The sequence below is a fragment of the Streptomyces sp. bgisy100 genome, assembly GCF_057709105.1.
Genome location: NZ_JBYITE010000002.1, coordinates 100133 through 119349, shown reverse-complemented (window position 1 = coordinate 119349; position 19217 = coordinate 100133). Strand labels below are relative to the sequence as shown.

Sequence of the window (19217 nt, the reverse complement as noted above, 5' to 3'; positions counted from 1 at the left end):
CCCGCAAGGCCGCTCGACCACGCGCCAGTTGCCTGCACGAGACGGAGAGTCAGCGGATGCAGCACACGATGGGGGCTCCGCTGCCGCCGCCCCACGGATCCCACCCGCCTGCCGCCTCCGGCTGGGGGCCGGTTCCGCCGGGGCAGGGCCCTGAGCAGGCCGGGCCGGTGCACCCGGGTGCGCACCATCCGGGCGCTCCGCACCCGGGCCAGGCCCACCCCGAGCAGGGGCCGCCCCATCCGGCGCCCGGTCCGCAGCCGGGCTGGCCGGGCGGCGGGCCCGTCCCGCAGCCGCCCGCGGCCCCCGCTCCGGTACCGCAGGCACCGGCCCGGCACGCCTCCGTGCCGCCGCCCGAGAGCACCGGGCACATCCGGCTCCCCGCCGGCGCCCCGGTGCCGATACCCGGCCCGGCGGCCGGCAGCGCCGTCGCCGATGTGACCCATGCGCCCGTCGCGGTCCTCCTCATAGGTCCGGCCGGCGCCGGGAAGACGACGGTGGCCCGCCACTGGGCGGACACCCGCCGGGTGCCGACCGCGCACATCAGCCTCGACGACGTCCGTGAATGGGTCCGCTCCGGCTTCGCCGACCCGCAGTCCGGATGGAACGACAACTCCGAGGCGCAGTACCGTCTCGCCCGCCGCACCTGCGGCTTCGCGGCCCGGAACTTCCTCGCCAACGGCATCTCCTGCATCCTCGACGACGCGGTCTTCCCGGACCGCCCCACGGTGGGCCTCGGCGGCTGGAAGCGGCATGTGGGGCCCGGGCTCCTGCCGGTCGTCCTGCTGCCGGGCCTGGAGATCGTCCTGGAGCGGAACGCCGAGCGCAGCGGCAACCGCAGGCTCTCCGACGAGGAGGTGGCCATGATCCACGGCAAGATGGCCGGCTGGTACGGCTCGGGACTGCCCATCATCGACAACTCCCAGCTCGACGTGGACACGACGGCCCGCCTGCTGGACGACGTCCTGTCCCGGAGCCTCGCCAGCCCGCCGAGCTGGTAGCCCACGGCGGGGGCGGGGCGGTCCGTCCTCCCCGGGCTCGGTGCGGCCCGGACACCGCCGGCACGGGACGGGGGCCGGGCCGGGGACGGCACCGCGTGCACGGCCCCGTACGTGACGGTCCGCGCCGCCTGCCGGCGTTCCGCGGGGCCGGCCTCGCCGTGCTCGGGCCCGCTCCGCCCGGACGGCTCCGCCGCTCAGCCCGGCTCGGCCCCCGATCCGCCTCCGCCGCCCGGCCGCCTCCGCCGCGCTCCGCATCCTCAGCCCCGACCGGCTCGGCCCCGCTCCGCCCCTCCGCATGAGCGGCCGGGCCCGTGCCGCCCGTCCGGACGCACCGGAGCGGCCGGGGCCGCCGTCTCCTCGTACGCTCGAATCATGTCGGATGTGCACGCGGCCAGGCGCTCGAAGCTGCGCGACCGGTGCGCTGTCGGCCGGGCCGCCGTGCTCGTCTCCCGTCCCCCCAACGTGCGCTACCTCGCCGGTGGGGCGCCGCACGCCGCGGCGCTGCTCCTGGGCCCCGCCGAGGACGTGCTGCTCTGCCCGGACACGCCCTCCGGTGACCCTGCCGAGGGCCGCGTCACCGAGGACCTGCGGCTGCTCGTGCTCCCCGCCCCCGGCGAGGACGCCGCCGTCGCCGCCGCACGGCTCGCCGCCGCGGCGGGCGCCGAGAGCCTCGCGCTGGAGGAGCACCACCTCACCGTGGCGCGGCACCGCGCCCTGGCGGCGGTGGCGCCCCGGCTCCGGCTGACCGATCTGGGCACCGCCGTGGAGCAGCAGCGGCTGATCAAGGACGACGAGGAGATCGCCTGTCTGCGGATCGGGGCGGAGATCGCCGACCAGGCGCTGGGGGAGCTGCTGGAGTCGATCCTGGTGGGGCGCACCGAGCGGCACCTCGCACTGGAGCTGGAGCGCCGGCTGGTCGACCACGGTGCCGACGGCCCGGCCTTTCCCACCTCCGTCGCCACCGGGCCGCACGCCGGCGCTGCCGGGCACCTGCCCACCGACCGGCGCGTCGAGGAGGGCGACTTCCTCTGCGTCTGCCTCGGCGCGAACTACCGCGGCTACCGCAGCGAGCTGGGCCGGACGTTCGTCATCGGCAGCACCCCCGCGACCTGGCAGATCGAGCTGTACGACCTCGTCTTCGCCGCTCAGCGGGCCGGACGGGAGGCGCTCGCGCCAGGCGCCGCGTACTGCGAGGTCGACCGCGCGGCCCGGCAGATGCTGCTCGATGCCGGTTACGGTGAGCACCTCGCCCCGTCGACCGGACACGGTGTGGGACTGGAAAACCGCGAGGACCCTGAGCTGTCGCCCGCGGCCATGGGTAAACTGGACGCTTGTGTGCCGGTCACCGTCGAACCGGGGGTCCACCTCCCGGGCCGGGGCGGTGTCCGGATCGACGACACGCTCGTCGTCCGCCCCGAGGCGGACGGCGGACCCGAGCTACTCACCATCACGACCAAAGAGCTGCTCGCGCTCTGAGCCCCGGGGTTCTGGCGCGCACCTTTGGTTCCACCAGCTTCAGTCCAGGAGATTCCGCAACCGTGGCATCCACGAACGACCTCAAGAACGGCATGGTGCTCAAGCTCGACGGGGGCCAGCTCTGGTCCGTTGTCGAGTTCCAGCACGTCAAGCCCGGCAAGGGCCCTGCCTTCGTCCGCACCAAGCTGAAGCACGTGCTCTCCGGCAAGGTGGTCGACAAGACCTTCAACGCCGGCGTGAAGGTCGAAACGGCCAACGTCGACAAGCGCGGCATGCAGTTCTCGTACAAGGACGGCAGCGACTTCGTGTTCATGGACACGGAGACCTACGACCAGATCCAGATCACGCCGGAGGTCGTGGGCGACGCCGCCCGCTTCCTGCTCGAGGGCTTCGAGGCCGTCGTCGCCATGTACGAGGGCGCCCCGCTCTACATCGAGCTCCCGGCCTCGGTCGAGCTCGTGATCGAGTACACCGAGCCCGGTGTGCAGGGTGACCGCTCCACCGGCGGCAGCAAGCCGGCCCGGCTGGAGACCGGCTACGAGATCGCTGTCCCGCTCTTCATCACCTCCGGTGAGAAGATCAAGGTCGACACCCGTTCCGGCGATTACCTCGGCCGGGTGAACAAGTAACCGTGGCGGCCCGGAACAAGGCCCGCAAACGGGCCTTCCAGATCCTGTTCGAGTCCGACCAGCGCGGTACGTCCGTGCAGACCGTGCTCGCGGACTGGATGCGGCTGGCCCGGACCGACGACCGGCAGCCGCCGGTCAACGAGTACACGATGCAGCTGGTCGAGGGGTACGCGGAGCACGCGGACCGGATCGACGAACTCATCGCCACCTATGCGGTCGGCTGGACGCTCGACCGGATGCCCGTGGTGGACCGCAACATTCTGCGGCTCGGCGCCCACGAGCTGATCTGGGAGGACGAGGTCCCGGACGCGGTGGTGATCGACGAGGCGGTGCAGCTCGCCAAGGAGTTCTCCACCGATGACTCCCCGGCCTTTGTGAACGGCCTGCTGGGCCGTCTCAAGGAGCTCAAGCCGTCGCTGCGCAGGGCGTAGCCCCGCCGCCGTACGGCCGTCACCAGGCCCGGAGCGCACTGCGCTCCGGGCCCGGTCGCATTTTTTTGGGGGGAGTGGGGGCCGCGAGCGGTGGAGCCGGATGAACCGCCGGCAGGCGAACCAACAGCGAGCTGCACCGCCCCGGAAAAGCGAAACCGCCGCCGGAGCGGGACCCATAAGGGTTCCGCCCGCGGCGGCGGCACGTTTCTGCAGAGGTGCTGGACGGGCCCGTGCGGGCCCGGTCGGTGACCGACGAGGGTCAGGCGTCCTCGTGCTGCACCGCACGCCGTGCGTCGGCGTCGAGCACACCCCAGCTGATGAGCTGCTCGGTCAGCACCGAGGGGGACTGGTCGTAGATGACGGCAAGCGTGCGCAGGTCGTCCTGACGGATCGAGAGGACCTTGCCGTTGTAGTCGCCTCGCTGGCTCTGGATCGTGGCGGCGTAGCGCTGCAGCGGGCCCGCCTTCTCGGCCGGCACGTGGGCCAGGCGCTCCAGGTCCAGTACCAGCTTCGGCGGCGGCTCGGCGGCGCCGCCCGGCGTGGTTCCCGGCAGCAGCTCCTGCACCGGCACCCCGTAGAAGTCCGCCAGCTCGGCAAGGCGCTGCACGGTGACCGCGCGGTCACCGCGCTCGTAGGAACCGACGACGACGGCCTTCCAGCGGCCCTGAGACTTCTCCTCGACACCGTGCAGGGAGAGCCCCTGCTGGGTGCGGATGGCGCGAAGCTTGGCCCCGAGCTGTTTGGCGTATTCGCTGGACATATAGCTCCCCGGACGAAGGCTGGTAACTCACTGTGAGGTTACGCAGCGTAATCTCACTCGTCAAGCCGAATGGTTCAGGCCGCAGCTCGGGCGGGGTCCGGGCCGCGATCCGGGCCGGCTCCGGGAGGCCGCCTCCCAGCCCCTCCCTCGGCCCTGATACCGTGGGCGGCGTAATTTCGACGTCCTTTAAAGTCCGTCCCGTGAGGCGGAGAAGGAGGTCCGTTTCGTATGGACGCACTCGGCCCCAAGACCGCGGAACCGGCACGCCCCGTGCTGGAGGCCCCGGACATCGCGCGGGTTCTCACCCGCATCGCCCACGAGATCGTCGAACGCGCCAAGGGCGCCGACGACGTGGTGCTGCTCGGCATCCCGACCCGCGGCGTCTTCCTCGCCCGCCGGCTCGCGGCCAAGCTCGAATCGATCACCGGCCGCGCCGTTCCCGTCGGCTCCCTGGACATCACCATGTACCGGGACGACCTGCGACTGCGCCCGGCCCGTGCCCTCGCCCGCACCGAGATCCCCGGTGACGACATCGACGGCCGGCTGGTCGTCCTCGTCGACGACGTGCTGTTCTCCGGCCGGACGATCCGCGCCGCGCTCGACGCGCTCGGCGACATCGGCCGCCCCCGCGGCGTGCAGCTCGCCGTTCTGGTCGACCGCGGCCACCGCGAACTCCCCATCCGTGCCGACTACGTCGGCAAGAACCTTCCGACATCGCTGCGCGAGACGGTCAAGGTCCAGCTCACCGAGGAGGACGGCCGCGACAGCGTGCTCCTCGGCGTCCGGCCCGCCGCGCCCGCGGACGCCGAGGCCACCGCTCCGGCCGCCGACGGGCAGTAGCACCCCGCAGTCCCTCCCGTACGTCCTCCTGCCCCGGCACGGCGGACTCCGGGCGGGACTCCGGACCGCTGCCCGTGCGCACCCCCGTTCACCTCCCTCACCCACGGAGACTCCGGATGCTGCACCTTCCCGGGGAGAGCCCCCGGAACCCCGGTCACCTCGTCTCGGCCGCCGACCTCTCGCGCGACGACGCCGTGCTGATCCTCGACACGGCCGAGGAGATGGCCCGGGTCGCCGACCGGCCGATCAAGAAGCTGCCGACGCTGCGCGGCCGTACCGTCGTGAACCTCTTCTTCGAGGACTCGACCCGCACCCGCATCTCGTTCGAGGCCGCCGCCAAGCGCCTCTCCGCCGACGTCATCAACTTCTCCGCCAAGGGGTCCTCGGTCTCCAAGGGCGAGTCGCTGAAGGACACCGCGCTCACCCTGGAGGCGATGGGCGCCGACGCGGTCGTCATCCGCCACCACGCCTCCGGCGCCCCGCACCGGCTGGCCACCTCCGGCTGGATCAACGGCTCCGTGGTCAACGCCGGCGACGGCACCCACGAGCACCCCACCCAGGCCCTGCTGGACGCCTTCACCATGCGCCGCCACCTGGCCGGCGCCCCGGACGGCGGCCCGACCCACCACCGCGGTCCCGGGGACGGAACAGGCCGCGACCTGGCCGGCCGCCGTATCACGATCGTCGGCGACGTCCTGCACAGCCGGGTCGCCCGCTCCAACGTCCACCTGCTGCACACCCTGGGCGCCGAGGTGACCCTGGTCGCGCCGCCCACCCTGGTGCCGATCGGCGTCGGCAGCTGGCCCTGCGAGATCAGCTACGACCTGGACGCGGTGCTCCCGAAGTCCGACGCGGTGATGATGCTGCGCGTCCAGCGCGAGCGGATGAACGCCGCGTTCTTCCCCACCGAGCGCGAGTACTCCCGCCGCTACGGCCTCGACGCCGACCGGATGGCGCGGATGCCCGATCACGCCATCGTGATGCACCCCGGCCCGATGAACCGTGGCATGGAGATCACCGCCGAGGTCGCGGACTCCGTGCGCTGCACCGCCGTCGAGCAGGTCGCCAACGGCGTCAGCATCCGGATGGCCGTCCTCTACCTGTTGCTGGGCGGCTCCGAGCCGGCCGTCAGCACCCCGCAGTCCCGCCCCGAGGAGAGCAAGTAACCATGAGCAAGACCCTGATCCGCGGCGCGAAGATCCTCGGAGGCGAGCCGCAGGACGTGATCATCGCGGACGGCGTCATCGCGGCCGTCGGCACCGGCCTGACCGCCGACGGCGACGACGTCACCGTGATCGACGCCGCCGGGAAGGTGCTGCTGCCCGGCCTCGTCGACCTGCACACCCACCTCCGCGAGCCCGGCCGCGAGGACTCCGAGACCGTCGCCACCGGCACCCGCGCCGCGGCCGTCGGCGGCTTCACCGCCGTGCACGCCATGGCCAACACCTTCCCGGTCGCCGACACCGCCGGCGTCGTCGAGCAGGTCTGGCGGCTCGGCCGGGAGTCCGGCTACTGCGACGTCCAGCCCGTCGGCGCCGTCACCGTCGGCCTGGAGGGCAAGCAGCTCGCCGAGCTCGGCGCGATGCACGAGTCCGCGGCCGGCGTCCGGGTCTTCTCCGACGACGGCAAGTGCGTGGACGACGCGGTGATCATGCGCCGGGCGCTGGAGTACGTGAAGGCCTTCGACGGCGTCGTCGCCCAGCACGCCCAGGAGCCCCGGCTGACCGAGGGCGCCCAGATGAACGAGGGCGTGGTCTCCGCGGAGCTGGGGCTCGGCGGCTGGCCGGCCGTCGCCGAGGAGTCGATCATCGCCCGCGACGTGCTGCTCGCCGCGCACGTCGGCTCCCGGGTGCACATCTGCCACCTCTCCACGGCCGGCTCGGTGGAGATCGTCCGCTGGGCCAAGTCCAAGGGCTGGAACGTGACCGCCGAGGTCACCCCGCACCACCTGCTCCTCACCGACGAGCTCGTCCGGTCCTACAACCCCGTCTACAAGGTGAACCCGCCGCTGCGCACCGAGGCCGACGTCCACGCCCTGCGCGAGGCGCTCGCCGACGGCACGATCGACTGCGTCGCCACCGACCACGCCCCGCACCCGCACGAGGACAAGGACTGCGAGTGGGGCGCCGCCGCCATGGGCATGGTCGGCCTGGAGACCGCGCTCTCCGTCGTGCAGCACACCATGGTCGAGACCGGACTGCTCGACTGGGCCCAGGTCGCCGACCGGATGTCGTTCCGCCCGGCGGAGATCGGCCGCCTCCAGGGGCACGGCCGTCCGGTCGCCGAGGGGGAGCCCGCCAACCTGACGCTGGTCGATCCGGCTTACCGTGGTGAGGTGGACCCCGCGGGCTTCGCCTCCCGCAGCCGCAACACCCCCTACGTGGGCCGTGAGCTGCCGGGGCGCGTCACCCACACCTTCCTGCGGGGCCGGGCGACGGTCGTGGACGGGAAGCTGGCGTGACACCTCTGACCATCCTGGCCGCGGATCTCGCGGCCGAACGGAAGTCCCAGGAAGTGACCGACTGGGCGGCGCGCATCGGCTGGGTCGTCGGCCTGCTGATCTTCATCGCCTTCGTCTACTGGCTGATGCGCGAGGGCTGGAAGTGGCGCCGGCTGCTCCAGTCCGGCCTCCCCGGGCTCCCGGCCGTACCCGACGCCGTCGGCGAGCCGCTGCGCACCCTCCGCGGGCGCTACCACGGCAGCACCACCGCCGGGCAGTGGCTCGACCGGATCGTCGCCCACGGCCTGGGTGTCCGCAGCCGGGCCGAGCTGGCCCTGCACCCCGAGGGCCTGTCCGTGGTCCGCCCCGGCGCCCAGGACTTCTTCGTCCCGGTGGCCGCGCTGCGCGGCGCCCGGCTCGACAAGGGCATCGCGGGCAAGGTCCTCACCGAGGGCGGGCTGCTGGTGATCACCTGGCAGCACGCTGACACCCTGATCGACTCCGGCTTCCGCTCCGACCACGCCGCCGAGCACCCGGCCTGGGTCGAAGCCCTGAACGAACTCTCCGGCGACACCGGCGCCGGCGAACCGCACCACCAGGAAGGCGCACGATGACCACCTCCACCCGGGGGGACAGGACCCCCGCCGTACTCGTCCTGGAGGACGGCCGTACCTTCCGCGGCAGTGCCTACGGCGCCGTGGGGGAGACCTTCGGCGAGGCCGTCTTCTCCACCGGCATGACCGGCTACCAGGAGACCCTGACCGACCCGTCGTACCACCGCCAGGTCGTCGTCATGACCGCCCCGCACGTCGGCAACACCGGCGTCAACGACGAGGACGCCGAGTCCGCGAAGATCTGGGTCTCCGGCTACGTCGTGCGCGACCCCGCCCGGATCCCCTCCAACTGGCGCTCCGTCCGCACCCTGGACGAGGAGCTCACCGCCCAGGGCGTCGTCGGCATCAGCGGCATCGACACCCGCGCCCTCACCCGGCACCTGCGGGAGCGCGGCGCGATGCGGGTCGGCATCTTCTCCGGCCCGGCGCTGGAGTCCGCCGACGACGCGGCGCTGCTCGCCCGGGTGCAGGCCGCGCCCCAGATGAAGGGCGCGGACCTCAGCGCCGAGGTCGCCACCACCGAGACGTACGTCGTCCCGGCCGTCGGCACCAAGCGCTTCACCGTCGCCGCGGTCGACCTCGGCATCAAGGGCATGACCCCGCAGCGGATGGCCGAGCGCGGCATCGAGGTGCACGTCCTGCCCGCCACCGCCACCGTCGAGGACATCTACGCGGTCCAGCCGGACGGCGTGTTCTTCTCCAACGGCCCCGGCGACCCGGCCACCGCCGACCACCCGGTCTCCGTGATGCGGGGCGTGCTGGAGCGGAAGACCCCGCTCTTCGGCATCTGCTTCGGCAACCAGATCCTCGGCCGCGCGCTCGGCTTCGGCACCTTCAAGCTGAAGTACGGCCACCGGGGCATCAACCAGCCCGTGCAGGACCGCACGACCGGCAAGGTCGAGGTCACCGCGCACAACCACGGCTTCGCCGTCGACGCCCCGCTGGACCGCGACTCCGACACCCCCTACGGCCGGGCCCAGGTCAGCCACGTCTGCCTCAACGACCAGGTCGTCGAGGGGCTCCAGCTGCTCGACCAGCCCGCGTTCAGCGTCCAGTACCACCCCGAAGCAGCCGCAGGCCCGCACGACGCCGCCTACCTGTTCGACCGCTTCGTCAGCCTGATGGAGGGCCAGCGTGCCTAAGCGCACCGACATCCAGTCCGTCCTGGTCATCGGCTCCGGCCCGATCGTCATCGGCCAGGCCGCCGAGTTCGACTACTCCGGCACCCAGGCCTGCCGCGTCCTCAAGTCCGAGGGCCTGCGCGTCATCCTGGTCAACTCCAACCCCGCGACGATCATGACCGACCCGGAGATCGCCGACGCCACGTACGTCGAGCCGATCACCCCGGACTACGTCGAGAAGATCATCGCCAAGGAGCGCCCCGACGCGCTCCTGCCCACCCTCGGCGGCCAGACCGCGCTCAACACCGCCATCTCCCTGCACGAGGCGGGCACCCTCGAGAAGTACGGCGTCGAGCTGATCGGCGCCAACGTCGAGGCGATCAACAAGGGCGAGGACCGCGACCTGTTCAAGGAGGTCGTCGAGGCCGTCAACGCCAAGATCGGCCACGGCGAGTCCGCCCGCTCGGTCATCTGCCACAGCATGGACGACGTCCTCGCGGGCGTCGACACGCTCGGCGGCTACCCGGTCGTGGTCCGCCCCTCCTTCACCATGGGCGGCGCCGGCTCCGGCTTCGCCCACGACGAGGAGGAGCTGCGCCGGATCGCCGGCCAGGGCCTGACGCTCTCGCCCACCACCGAGGTGCTCCTGGAGGAGTCCATCCTCGGCTGGAAGGAGTACGAGCTGGAGCTGATGCGCGACAAGCACGACAACGTCGTGGTCGTCTGCTCCATCGAGAACTTCGACCCGATGGGCGTGCACACCGGTGACTCGATCACCGTCGCCCCGGCGATGACGCTGACCGACCGCGAGTACCAGGTCCTCCGCGACATCGGCATCGCCGTCATCCGTGAGGTCGGCGTCGACACCGGCGGCTGCAACATCCAGTTCGCGGTCAACCCCGAGGACGGCCGGGTCATCGTCATCGAGATGAACCCGCGCGTCTCCCGGTCCTCCGCGCTGGCTTCCAAGGCCACCGGCTTCCCGATCGCGAAGATCGCGGCCCGGCTCGCCGTCGGCTACACCCTCGACGAGATCCCGAACGACATCACCGAGAAGACCCCGGCGTCCTTCGAGCCCACGCTCGACTACGTCGTCGTCAAGGTGCCGCGGTTCGCGTTCGAGAAGTTCCCCGCCGCCGACGCCACCCTCACCACCACCATGAAGTCGGTGGGCGAGGCCATGGCCATCGGCCGGAACTTCCCCGAGGCGCTGCAGAAGGCGCTGCGCTCGCTGGAGAAGAAGGGCAGCCAGTTCGCGTTCACCGGTGACCCGGGGGACAAGGGCGCGCTGCTGCTCGCCTCCGAGGTGCCCACCGACGGCCGGATCAACACCGTCATGCAGGCCGTCCGGGCCGGCGCCACCCCGCAGGAGGTCTTCGACGCCACGAAGATCGACCCGTGGTTCGTCGACCAGCTCTTCCTGATCAAGGAGATCGCGGACGACATCGCGGCGGCCGACAAGCTCGGCCCCGAGCTGCTCGCCGACGCCAAGCGGCACGGCTTCTCCGACGCGCAGATCGCCGGCATCCGCTCGCTGCGCGAGGACGTCGTCCGCGAGGTCCGGCACGCCCTCGGCGTCCGGCCCGTCTACAAGACGGTCGACACCTGCGCCGCCGAATTCGCCGCGAAGACCCCGTACTTCTACTCGTCCTACGACGAGGAGACCGAGGTCGCGCCGCGCGAGAAGCCCGCCGTGATCATCCTCGGCTCGGGCCCGAACCGCATCGGCCAGGGCATCGAGTTCGACTACTCCTGCGTCCACGCCTCCTTCGCGCTGAGCGACGCGGGCTACGAGACCGTGATGGTCAACTGCAACCCGGAGACGGTCTCCACCGACTACGACACCTCCGACCGGCTGTACTTCGAGCCGCTCACCCTGGAGGACGTCCTGGAGATCGTCCACGCCGAGCAGCAGGCCGGCCCGGTCGCGGGCGTCGTCGTCCAGCTCGGCGGCCAGACCCCGCTGGGTCTCGCCCAGGCGCTCAAGGACAACGGCGTACCGATCGTCGGCACCTCCCCGGAGGCGATCCACGCCGCCGAGGACCGCGGGGCCTTCGGCCGGGTGCTCACCGAAGCCGGGCTGCCCGCGCCGAAGTACGGCACCGCGTTCTCCTTCGGCGAGGCCAAGACGATCGCCGCCGAGATCGGCTACCCGGTCATGGTCCGCCCCTCCTACGTCCTCGGCGGCCGCGGCATGGAGATCGTCTACGACGAGCCCTCGCTGGCCGAGTACCTGGAGCGGCACGCCGGACTGATCTCCGAGCACCCGGTCCTCATCGACCGGTTCCTCGACGACGCCATCGAGATCGACGTGGACGCCCTCTACGACGGCCACGAGCTCTACCTCGGCGGCGTCATGGAGCACATCGAGGAGGCCGGCATCCACTCCGGCGACTCGGCCTGCGCGCTGCCCCCGATCACCCTCGGCGGCTTCGACATCAAGCGGCTCCGCGCCTCCACCGAGGCCATCGCCAAGGGCGTCGGCGTGCGCGGACTGATCAACATCCAGTTCGCCATGGCCGGGGACATCCTCTACGTCCTCGAGGCCAACCCGCGGGCCTCCCGCACCGTGCCGTTCACCTCCAAGGCGACCGCCGTGCCGCTGGCGAAGGCCGCCGCCCGGATCTCGCTGGGCGCGACCATCGCCGAGCTGCGCTCCGAGGGCCTGCTCCCCACGGCCGGGGACGGCGGCACGCTGCCGCTGGACGCCCCGATCTCCGTCAAGGAGGCCGTGATGCCGTGGAGCCGCTTCCGGGACGCCTCGGGGCGCGGTGTGGACACCGTCCTCGGCCCGGAGATGCGCTCCACCGGCGAGGTCATGGGCATCGACACGGTCTTCGGCACGGCGTACGCCAAGTCGCAGGCCGGGGCGTACGGCGCGCTGCCCACCAAGGGCCGGGCGTTCGTCTCGGTCGCCAACCGCGACAAGCGCTCGATGATCTTCCCGGCGCGCGAGCTGGTCGGCATGGGCTTCGAGCTGCTCGCCACCTCCGGCACCGCCGAGGTCCTCAAGCGCAACGGCATCAATGCCACCGTCGTGCGCAAGCAGAGCGAGGGCGAGGGCCCGGACGGCGAGCGGACCATCGTCCAGCTCATCCACGACGGCCGGGTGGACCTGATCGTCAACACCCCGTACGGCACCGGCGGCCGCCTCGACGGCTACGACATCCGGACGGCGGCCGTGGCCCGCGGGGTGCCCTGCCTGACCACCGTGCAGGCGCTGGCCGCCGCGGTCCAGGGCATCGAGGCGCTCAGCCGCGGCGACATCGGCGTCCGCTCCCTCCAGGAGCACGCGGAACACCTGACCGCGGCCCGCGAGGTCTAGGGCGTGTTCCGACAGTAGCGTCGTCCGCCCGGATCGGGCCGGGGCCGGTGCCGCACCGCGCGCGGGAGCACGTCATGGCAGAGCCAGGACGGACGCCCGGCGTGGTGCGGCACCGGGCCCCGTGAGCCCGGCATGATCCGATCCGGGCGGCCCCGGCACCGGGAGAGGGGGACACCGGCCGGTGTCCCCCTCTGCATGAGCTCACCCGTCCCCACCCCCGGCGGGCTCCGCAGGAGACGCCGGCCCCGCGCAGAAAGCACCCCATGTACCGTCTCCTCTTCGATCTGCTCTTCCGGCGGATGGACCCCGAGCAGGCCCACCACCTGGCCTTCGGCTGGATCCGGCGCGTCGCCCGCATCCCGGTGCTGCGCACCTTCGTGGCCGCCGTGCTCGCCCCGCGCCACAAGGCGCTGCGCACCACGGCCCTCGGCCGGCGGATGCACGGCCCCTTCGGACTGGCCGCCGGCTTCGACAAGAACGCCGTGGCCATCGACGGCATGGCGATGCTCGGCTTCGACCACGTCGAGATCGGCACGGTCACCGCGCAGCCCCAGCCCGGCAACCCGAAGCAGCGTCTCTTCCGGCTGATCCCGGACCGCGCCCTGATCAACCGGATGGGGTTCAACAACGACGGGTCGGCGGCGGTGGCCGCCCGCCTCGCGGCCCGCAACCCGGTCTTCCCGACGACCGTCGGCGTCAACATCGGCAAGACCAAGGTCGTCCCCGAGGAGGAGGCCGTCGCCGACTACGTGACCTCCACCGAGCGCCTCGCCGCGCACGCCGACTACCTGGTCGTCAACGTCTCGTCGCCGAACACCCCCGGACTGCGGAACCTCCAGGCCGTCGACCACCTCCGCCCGCTGCTCTCCGCGGTGCGTGAGGCCGCCGACCGCACCGTCTCCGACCGCCGCGTCCCGCTGCTCGTCAAGATCGCCCCGGACCTGGCCGACGAGGACGTCGACGCCGTCGCCGACCTCGCCCTGGAACTCGGCCTCGACGGCATCATCGCCACCAACACCACCATCGCCCGCGAGGGCCTGGGCCTGGCCACCTCCGCACAGGAGATCGAGCGGATCGGCGCCGGCGGGCTGTCCGGCGCCCCGGTCAAGGCCCGCTCCCTGGAGGTGCTGCGCCGGCTCTACGCCCGGGTCGGCGACCGGATCACCCTGATCGGCGTCGGCGGCGTCACCACCGCCGACGACGTCTGGGAGCGCATCCTCGCGGGAGCCACCCTCGTCCAGGGCTACAGCGCGTTCATCTACGAGGGCCCCTTCTGGTGCCGGGAGATCCACCGCGGGCTCGCCGCCCGCCTCGCCGCCAGTCCGTACGCCACGCTCGCCGACGCCGTCGGCGCCGAGACCCGTGAGGCGACCGCCTGATGACCACCCATCCCCCCGAGCCCTTCGGCGCCCGGCTGCGCCGTGCCATGGACACCCGCGGGCCGCTCTGTGTCGGCATCGACCCGCACGCCTCGCTGCTCACCGACTGGGGCCTCGGCGACGACATCGCCGGCCTGGAGCGCTTCACGCACACGGTCGTCGAGGCCCTCGCCGACCGGGTCGCGGTCCTCAAGCCGCAGTCCGCGTTCTTCGAGCGGTTCGGCTCCCGCGGCATCGCCGTCCTGGAGCGGGCCGTCGCGGATGCCCGGGCCGCGGGCGCGCTGGTCCTCATGGACGCCAAGCGCGGCGATATCGGCTCGACCATGGCCGCGTACGCCGCCACCTACCTCGACCCGGCGAGCCCGCTCTTCTCGGACGCGGTGACCGTCAGCCCGTACCTCGGCTTCGGCTCGCTGCGCCCGGCCCTGGACGCGGCCCGGGCGAGCGGCACCGGCGTTTTCGTGCTCGCGCTGACCTCCAACCCGGAGGGCGCGGAGGTGCAGCGGGCAACCGCGAGCACCGGCGGTTCACTCGCACAGGTGATGCTGGACCACATTGGCCGGGAGAACGCCGGTGCCGAGCCGCTCGGCTCGGTGGGCGCCGTCGTGGGCGCCACCCTCGGCGACGCCGGCGCCGACCTGGCGGTGAACGGTCCGCTGCTGGCCCCCGGCATCGGCGCCCAGGGGGCGACCCCCGCCGATCTGCCCGGAGTCTTCGGCGCGGCGGTGCGCAACGTGGTGCCCAGCGTCTCCCGCGGAGTGCTCCGCCAGGGGCCCGGCGCGGCGGGTCTGCGGGAGGCCGCGGAACGCTTTTCGGACGAGGTCAGAGCGGCTGTCGGGGCCGGATAGCGGCGACGGACCGCCGACTCTGTTGAACAATTCGGCCGAAACGAGTGATGATTTGCCCGAATTGTCCAAGTCAAGCGAGGCTGACCAGGACTTTTCGTAAGTTCTCGCTGACTGGAGCGGTCCGGACCGCTAGTCTCCGTCGGGGGCGAACGTGCAAGCGCGTTGCTCGTTGCTCCGCAGGTGTGGGGCGACTAGGTTCCTCACCGGTCCGTATCCGACAGTTCGACATCCGAGGTGACGTAGGCGTGGCTCTTCCGCCCCTTACCCCTGAACAGCGCGCAGCCGCGCTCGAAAAGGCCGCCGCGGCTCGCCGGGAGCGGGCCGAGGTCAAGAATCGACTCAAGCACTCCGGCGCCTCCCTGCACGAGGTCATCAAGCAGGGCCAGGAGAACGATGTCATCGGCAAGATGAAGGTCTCCGCGCTCCTCGAGTCCCTGCCCGGCGTGGGCAAGGTCCGCGCCAAGCAGATCATGGAGCGGCTCGGCATCTCCGAGAGCCGCCGGGTGCGCGGTCTCGGGTCCAACCAGATCGCCTCCCTGGAGCGCGAGTTCGGCGGCGGTGCCGCCTGACGTTCTCAGGCACCCCTGAGAACCTGGATAATCGCTGCATGAGTACTGACGTCTCCCGGGGGGCGACCCCCGCATCCCCGGTCAGACACCCGCGGCTGACCGTGCTCTCCGGCCCCTCCGGGGTCGGCAAGAGCACGGTCGTCGCGCACATGCGCAAGGCCCACCCCGAGGTCTGGCTCTCGGTCTCGGCCACCACCCGCAAGCCGCGTCCCGGCGAGCAGGACGGTGTCCAGTACTTCTTCGTCGACGACGGAGAGTTCGACAAGCTGATCGCCAACGGCGAACTGCTGGAGTGGGCCGAGTTCGCAGGCAACCGCTACGGGACCCCCCGCAGGGCCGTGCTCGACCGCCTGGAGGCGGGTGAGCCGGTGCTCCTGGAGATCGACCTCCAGGGCGCCCGGCTGGTCCGCGAATCCATGCCCGAGGCTCAGCTGGTCTTCCTGGCGCCGCCGAGCTGGGACGAGCTGGTCCGCCGGCTCACCGGCCGGGGCACCGAGGCCCCTGAGATCATCGAGCGCCGGCTGGAGGCCGCCAAGGTCGAGCTCGCCGCGGAGTCGGAGTTCGATACGACCCTGGTGAACACCTCGGTCGAGGACGTCTCCCGTGAGCTGCTAGCCTTGATGCAAGTTGTTTGATCTTTTCCACCCTTTCGGAAGGTAGAGCGTGTCCTCTTCCATCACCGCGCCCGAGGGCATCATCAACCCGCCGATCGATGAGCTGCTCGAGGCAACCGACTCGAAGTACAGCCTCGTGATCTACGCGGCCAAGCGCGCGCGTCAGATCAACGCCTACTACTCGCAGCTCGGCGAGGGCCTGCTCGAGTACGTCGGCCCGCTCGTGGACACCCACGTGCACGAGAAGCCGCTCTCGATCGCGCTGCGCGAGATCAATGCGGGTCTGCTGACCTCCGAGGCCATCGAGGGCCCGGCGCAGTAAGCACCAAGAACTTCAGAACACAGGCCCGGCAGGGAGCGGAGTCCAGCGTCAGCTGGGGGAGCGCACTGCCGGGCCTGCGGTGTGTCACCGGGGCGTCGCCGACGCGGAGCGTGCGGGACGGCGCCAGGCAGCGGGAGAGGCGAGGATGGACAAGCCGAAGGTCGTGCTGGGGGTCAGTGGCGGAATCGCCGCCTACAAGGCATGCGAGCTGCTGCGCCGACTGACCGAATCCGGCCATGACGTACGGGTCGTGCCGACCGGCTCGGCGCTGAACTTCGTGGGCGAGGCCACCTGGTCCGCGCTCTCCGGCAACCCGGTCTCCAGCGAGGTGTGGGAGACCGTCCACGAGGTGCCGCACGTCCGGATCGGCCAGGCCGCCGACCTCGTCGTCGTCGCGCCCGCCACCGCCGACCTGCTCGCCAAGGCCGCCCACGGCCTCGCCGACGACCTGCTCACCAACACCCTCCTCACGGCCCGATGTCCGGTCGTCTTCGCCCCGGCGATGCACACCGAGATGTGGGAGCACCCGGCCACGCAGGAGAACGTCGCGACGCTGCGCCGCCGCGGTGCCGTCGTCATCGAGCCCGCCGTCGGCCGGCTGACCGGTGTGGACACCGGCAAGGGCCGGCTGCCCGACCCCGGCGAGATCTTCGAGGCCTGCCGCCGGGTGCTGGCCCGCGGCGCGGCCGGGGTGACCGCCGACCTGGCCGGACGGCATGTGGTCGTCAGCGCCGGCGGCACTCGCGAGCCGCTCGACCCGGTGCGCTTCCTCGGCAACCGCTCCTCCGGCAAGCAGGGGTACGCACTGGCCCGCACGGCCGTCGCCCGCGGCGCGCGGGTCACCCTGATCGCCGCCAACACCGGCCTGCCGGACCCGGCGGGCGCCGAGGTGGTCCAGGTGGGCACCGCCGTGCAGCTCCGGGAGGCAGTGCTGAAGGCGGCCGCCGACGCCGACGCCGTGGTGATGGCCGCCGCGGTGGCCGATTTCCGCCCGTCGCAGTACGCCACCGGCAAGATCAAGAAGAAGGACGGGCAGGAGCCCGAGCCGATCGGGCTGGTCCGCAATCCCGATGTGCTGGCCGAGATCTCCGCGGACCGGGCCCGGTCCGGCCAGGTGATCGTGGGCTTCGCCGCCGAGACCGACGACGTCCTCGCCAACGGGCGCGCCAAGCTGGCCCGAAAGGGCTGTGACCTGCTGGTCGTCAATGAGGTGGGGGAGGGCCGGACCTTCGGCTCGGAGGAGAACGAGGCCGTGGTCCTGGCCGCCGACGGAACCGAGACCCCGGTGCCGCAGGGGCCCAAGGAGGCGCTGGCCGACACCGTGTGGGACCTGGTGAGCCGACGCTTTCGCTGATATGTTCCCTTTCGCCCCGCCGGGAGCCGGATCCTGGCCGACACGCCCGGCAACTGCACCCCGCCGGGTGTGGCGCGCATCTCCTGCCGGAGCTGTGTCGCAGGTCACCGGCCGCCCACGGAGCGAGATGCCATGTCCGCCCGGCGGAAGCGCCGGATAGACTGGTCCGCGGATCCGCGTCGGGCGCAGCTCCCGGACGGGTCCGGTCATGATGAGACAGCAGCCGCTGCAACCCCAGGGAGCGATGTGTCCCGCCGCCTGTTCACCTCGGAGTCCGTGACCGAGGGCCACCCCGACAAGATCGCTGACCAGATCAGCGACACGATCCTCGACGCCCTCCTCAAGGAGGACCCGACGTCCCGGGTCGCCGTCGAGACGCTGATCACCACCGGTCTGGTGCACGTCGCCGGTGAGGTGACCACGAAGGCCTACGCGCCGATCGCCTCACTCGTGCGGAGCAAGATCCTCGAGATCGGCTACGACTCCTCCAAGAAGGGCTTCGACGGAGCCTCCTGCGGAGTGTCGGTGTCCATCGGTGCGCAGTCCCCGGACATCGCGCAGGGTGTCGACACCGCGTACGAGAAGCGCGTCGAGGGTGACGAGGACGAGCTCGACAAGCAGGGCGCCGGCGACCAGGGCCTGATGTTCGGCTACGCCTGCGACGAGACGCCCGAGCTGATGCCGCTGCCGATCAACCTGGCGCACCGGCTGTCCCGCCGGCTCTCCGAGGTCCGCAAGAACGGGACCATCCCGTACCTGCGCCCGGACGGCAAGACCCAGGTCACCATCGAGTACAACGGCGACAAGGCCGTGCGGCTGGACACCGTCGTGGTGTCCTCCCAGCACGCCTCCGACATCGACCTGGACTCGCTGCTCGCACCCGACATCCGCGAGTTCGTCGTGGAGCACGTCCTCAACCAGCTCCTCGAGGACGGCATCAAGCTCGACACCGACAACTACCGGCTGCTGGTCAACCCGACCGGGCGGTTCGAGATCGGCGGCCCGATGGGCGACGCCGGCCTGACCGGGCGGAAGATCATCATCGACACCTACGGCGGCATGTCCCGTCACGGTGGCGGTGCCTTCTCCGGCAAGGACCCGTCCAAGGTGGACCGCTCGGCCGCGTACGCGATGCGCTGGGTCGCCAAGAACGTCGTCGCCGCCGGGCTCGCCTCGCGCTGCGAGGTGCAGGTCGCCTACGCGATCGGCAAGGCCGAGCCGGTGGGCCTCTTCGTGGAGACCTTCGGCACCGCCCAGGTCGAGGTGGAGAAGATCGAGCAGGCCATCAGCGAGGTCTTCGACCTCCGCCCGGCCGCGATCATCCGCGACCTGGACCTGCTGCGGCCGATCTACGCCCAGACCGCCGCGTACGGTCACTTCGGCCGTGAGCTGCCGGACTTCACCTGGGAGCGCACCGACCGCGTCGACGCGCTGCGCGCTGCCGCCGGTCTGTAACCCGGCTCCGCTTCGCCGTGGCCCCGGACCCGCGCGGTCCGG

The 19217-nt window shown here is 71.9% G+C and carries 18 protein-coding genes; 17 read left to right on the top strand and 1 reads right to left on the bottom strand.

From position 1 onward, the window contains the following. Window positions 1–56 precede the first annotated feature (56 nt). The 4 genes from AC3EQ1_RS01995 to nusB all read left to right on the top strand — a co-directional run bounded on the left by AC3EQ1_RS01995 (window position 57) and on the right by nusB (window position 3534). Window positions 57–998, top strand: a complete 942-nt coding sequence (locus tag AC3EQ1_RS01995; protein WP_432092474.1) for an AAA family ATPase — start codon at window positions 57–59, stop codon at window positions 996–998. 372 nt (window positions 999–1370) lie between these two features. Next, a complete protein-coding gene (locus tag AC3EQ1_RS01990) occupies window positions 1371–2474 on the top strand; it encodes a M24 family metallopeptidase (RefSeq protein WP_432092473.1) in 1104 nt (367 codons plus the stop codon). A gap of 62 nt (window positions 2475–2536) precedes the next feature. Then, entirely contained in the window at window positions 2537–3103 is a 567-nt protein-coding gene (efp, locus tag AC3EQ1_RS01985) for an elongation factor P (protein ID WP_351509178.1), read from the top strand. 2 nt (window positions 3104–3105) lie between these two features. Further along, window positions 3106–3534, top strand: coding sequence for a transcription antitermination factor NusB (gene nusB / locus AC3EQ1_RS01980; RefSeq protein WP_351509176.1), 429 nt, complete (start codon window positions 3106–3108; stop codon window positions 3532–3534). A 259-nt stretch (window positions 3535–3793) separates the two neighbouring features. Here nusB and bldD read toward each other — a convergent pair whose 3' ends face one another. Then, complete coding sequence (bldD, locus tag AC3EQ1_RS01975) at window positions 3794–4294, bottom strand: transcriptional regulator BldD (protein WP_004948690.1); 501 nt, start codon at window positions 4292–4294, stop codon at window positions 3794–3796. 228 nt (window positions 4295–4522) lie between these two features. On the opposite strand from bldD, the gene pyrR reads away from it, so the two are divergent. From pyrR to metK, 13 genes are all read left to right on the top strand, one after another. Beyond that, window positions 4523–5134 (top strand): bifunctional pyr operon transcriptional regulator/uracil phosphoribosyltransferase PyrR, encoded by a 612-nt coding sequence (gene pyrR / locus AC3EQ1_RS01970; protein WP_432092472.1) that lies wholly within the window; start codon window positions 4523–4525, stop codon window positions 5132–5134. Between the two features lie 116 nt (window positions 5135–5250). Then, a complete protein-coding gene (locus AC3EQ1_RS01965) occupies window positions 5251–6300 on the top strand; it encodes an aspartate carbamoyltransferase catalytic subunit (protein ID WP_351509172.1) in 1050 nt (349 codons plus the stop codon). A gap of 2 nt (window positions 6301–6302) precedes the next feature. Next, entirely contained in the window at window positions 6303–7595 is a 1293-nt protein-coding gene (locus AC3EQ1_RS01960; protein WP_432092471.1) for a dihydroorotase, read from the top strand. After that, the gene (locus tag AC3EQ1_RS01955; protein WP_432092470.1) at window positions 7592–8188 is read left to right on the top strand and encodes a PH-like domain-containing protein; all 597 of its coding nucleotides are present in this window, start codon (window positions 7592–7594) and stop codon (window positions 8186–8188) included. The genes AC3EQ1_RS01960 and AC3EQ1_RS01955 overlap by 4 nt, the downstream gene beginning before the upstream one ends. Continuing rightward, window positions 8185–9330 carry a glutamine-hydrolyzing carbamoyl-phosphate synthase small subunit gene (gene carA, locus AC3EQ1_RS01950; RefSeq protein WP_432092469.1) on the top strand — a complete coding sequence of 382 codons (1146 nt, stop codon included), beginning with the start codon at window positions 8185–8187 and terminating at the stop codon, window positions 9328–9330. Before AC3EQ1_RS01955 ends, carA begins: the two co-directional genes overlap by 4 nt. After that, entirely contained in the window at window positions 9323–12634 is a 3312-nt protein-coding gene (gene carB / locus AC3EQ1_RS01945; RefSeq protein WP_432092468.1) for a carbamoyl-phosphate synthase large subunit, read from the top strand. The genes carA and carB overlap by 8 nt, the downstream gene beginning before the upstream one ends. Before the next feature lie 263 nt (window positions 12635–12897). Next, window positions 12898–14013 carry a quinone-dependent dihydroorotate dehydrogenase gene (locus AC3EQ1_RS01940; RefSeq protein ID WP_432092467.1) on the top strand — a complete coding sequence of 372 codons (1116 nt, stop codon included), beginning with the start codon at window positions 12898–12900 and terminating at the stop codon, window positions 14011–14013. Then, window positions 14013–14861 carry an orotidine-5'-phosphate decarboxylase gene (pyrF, locus tag AC3EQ1_RS01935; protein ID WP_432092466.1) on the top strand — a complete coding sequence of 283 codons (849 nt, stop codon included), beginning with the start codon at window positions 14013–14015 and terminating at the stop codon, window positions 14859–14861. The genes AC3EQ1_RS01940 and pyrF overlap by 1 nt, the downstream gene beginning before the upstream one ends. Before the next feature lie 245 nt (window positions 14862–15106). Then, the gene (locus AC3EQ1_RS01930) at window positions 15107–15430 is read left to right on the top strand and encodes an integration host factor (RefSeq protein WP_005319887.1); all 324 of its coding nucleotides are present in this window, start codon (window positions 15107–15109) and stop codon (window positions 15428–15430) included. A gap of 38 nt (window positions 15431–15468) precedes the next feature. After that, window positions 15469–16065: a guanylate kinase gene (gmk, locus tag AC3EQ1_RS01925; RefSeq protein WP_432092465.1), complete on the top strand. Its 597-nt coding sequence runs from the start codon at window positions 15469–15471 to the stop codon at window positions 16063–16065. A 28-nt stretch (window positions 16066–16093) separates the two neighbouring features. Further along, window positions 16094–16366, top strand: a complete 273-nt coding sequence (gene rpoZ / locus AC3EQ1_RS01920; protein ID WP_005319902.1) for a DNA-directed RNA polymerase subunit omega — start codon at window positions 16094–16096, stop codon at window positions 16364–16366. A gap of 145 nt (window positions 16367–16511) precedes the next feature. Continuing rightward, window positions 16512–17720, top strand: coding sequence for a bifunctional phosphopantothenoylcysteine decarboxylase/phosphopantothenate--cysteine ligase CoaBC (coaBC, locus tag AC3EQ1_RS01915; protein ID WP_432092464.1), 1209 nt, complete (start codon window positions 16512–16514; stop codon window positions 17718–17720). Between the two features lie 246 nt (window positions 17721–17966). Continuing rightward, a complete protein-coding gene (gene metK, locus AC3EQ1_RS01910; protein ID WP_432092463.1) occupies window positions 17967–19175 on the top strand; it encodes a methionine adenosyltransferase in 1209 nt (402 codons plus the stop codon). The last annotated feature ends 42 nt before the right edge of the window (window positions 19176–19217 follow it).

What these genes read in the sequence shown, in the direction of transcription:
- gmk (WP_432092465.1), top strand. Translation starts at nt 15,469, where the DNA reads ATGAGTACTGACGTCTCCCGGGGGGCGACCCCCGCATCCCCGGTCAGA.
- carA (WP_432092469.1), top strand. Translation starts at nt 8,185, where the DNA reads ATGACCACCTCCACCCGGGGGGACAGGACCCCCGCCGTACTCGTCCTG.
- AC3EQ1_RS01995 (WP_432092474.1), top strand. Translation starts at nt 57, where the DNA reads ATGCAGCACACGATGGGGGCTCCGCTGCCGCCGCCCCACGGATCCCAC.
- coaBC (WP_432092464.1), top strand. Translation starts at nt 16,512, where the DNA reads ATGGACAAGCCGAAGGTCGTGCTGGGGGTCAGTGGCGGAATCGCCGCC.
- AC3EQ1_RS01960 (WP_432092471.1), top strand. Translation starts at nt 6,303, where the DNA reads ATGAGCAAGACCCTGATCCGCGGCGCGAAGATCCTCGGAGGCGAGCCG.
- pyrF (WP_432092466.1), top strand. Translation starts at nt 14,013, where the DNA reads ATGACCACCCATCCCCCCGAGCCCTTCGGCGCCCGGCTGCGCCGTGCC.
- bldD (WP_004948690.1), bottom strand. Translation starts at nt 4,294, where the DNA reads ATGTCCAGCGAATACGCCAAACAGCTCGGGGCCAAGCTTCGCGCCATC.
- pyrR (WP_432092472.1), top strand. Translation starts at nt 4,523, where the DNA reads ATGGACGCACTCGGCCCCAAGACCGCGGAACCGGCACGCCCCGTGCTG.
- AC3EQ1_RS01965 (WP_351509172.1), top strand. Translation starts at nt 5,251, where the DNA reads ATGCTGCACCTTCCCGGGGAGAGCCCCCGGAACCCCGGTCACCTCGTC.
- AC3EQ1_RS01940 (WP_432092467.1), top strand. Translation starts at nt 12,898, where the DNA reads ATGTACCGTCTCCTCTTCGATCTGCTCTTCCGGCGGATGGACCCCGAG.
- AC3EQ1_RS01990 (WP_432092473.1), top strand. Translation starts at nt 1,371, where the DNA reads ATGTCGGATGTGCACGCGGCCAGGCGCTCGAAGCTGCGCGACCGGTGC.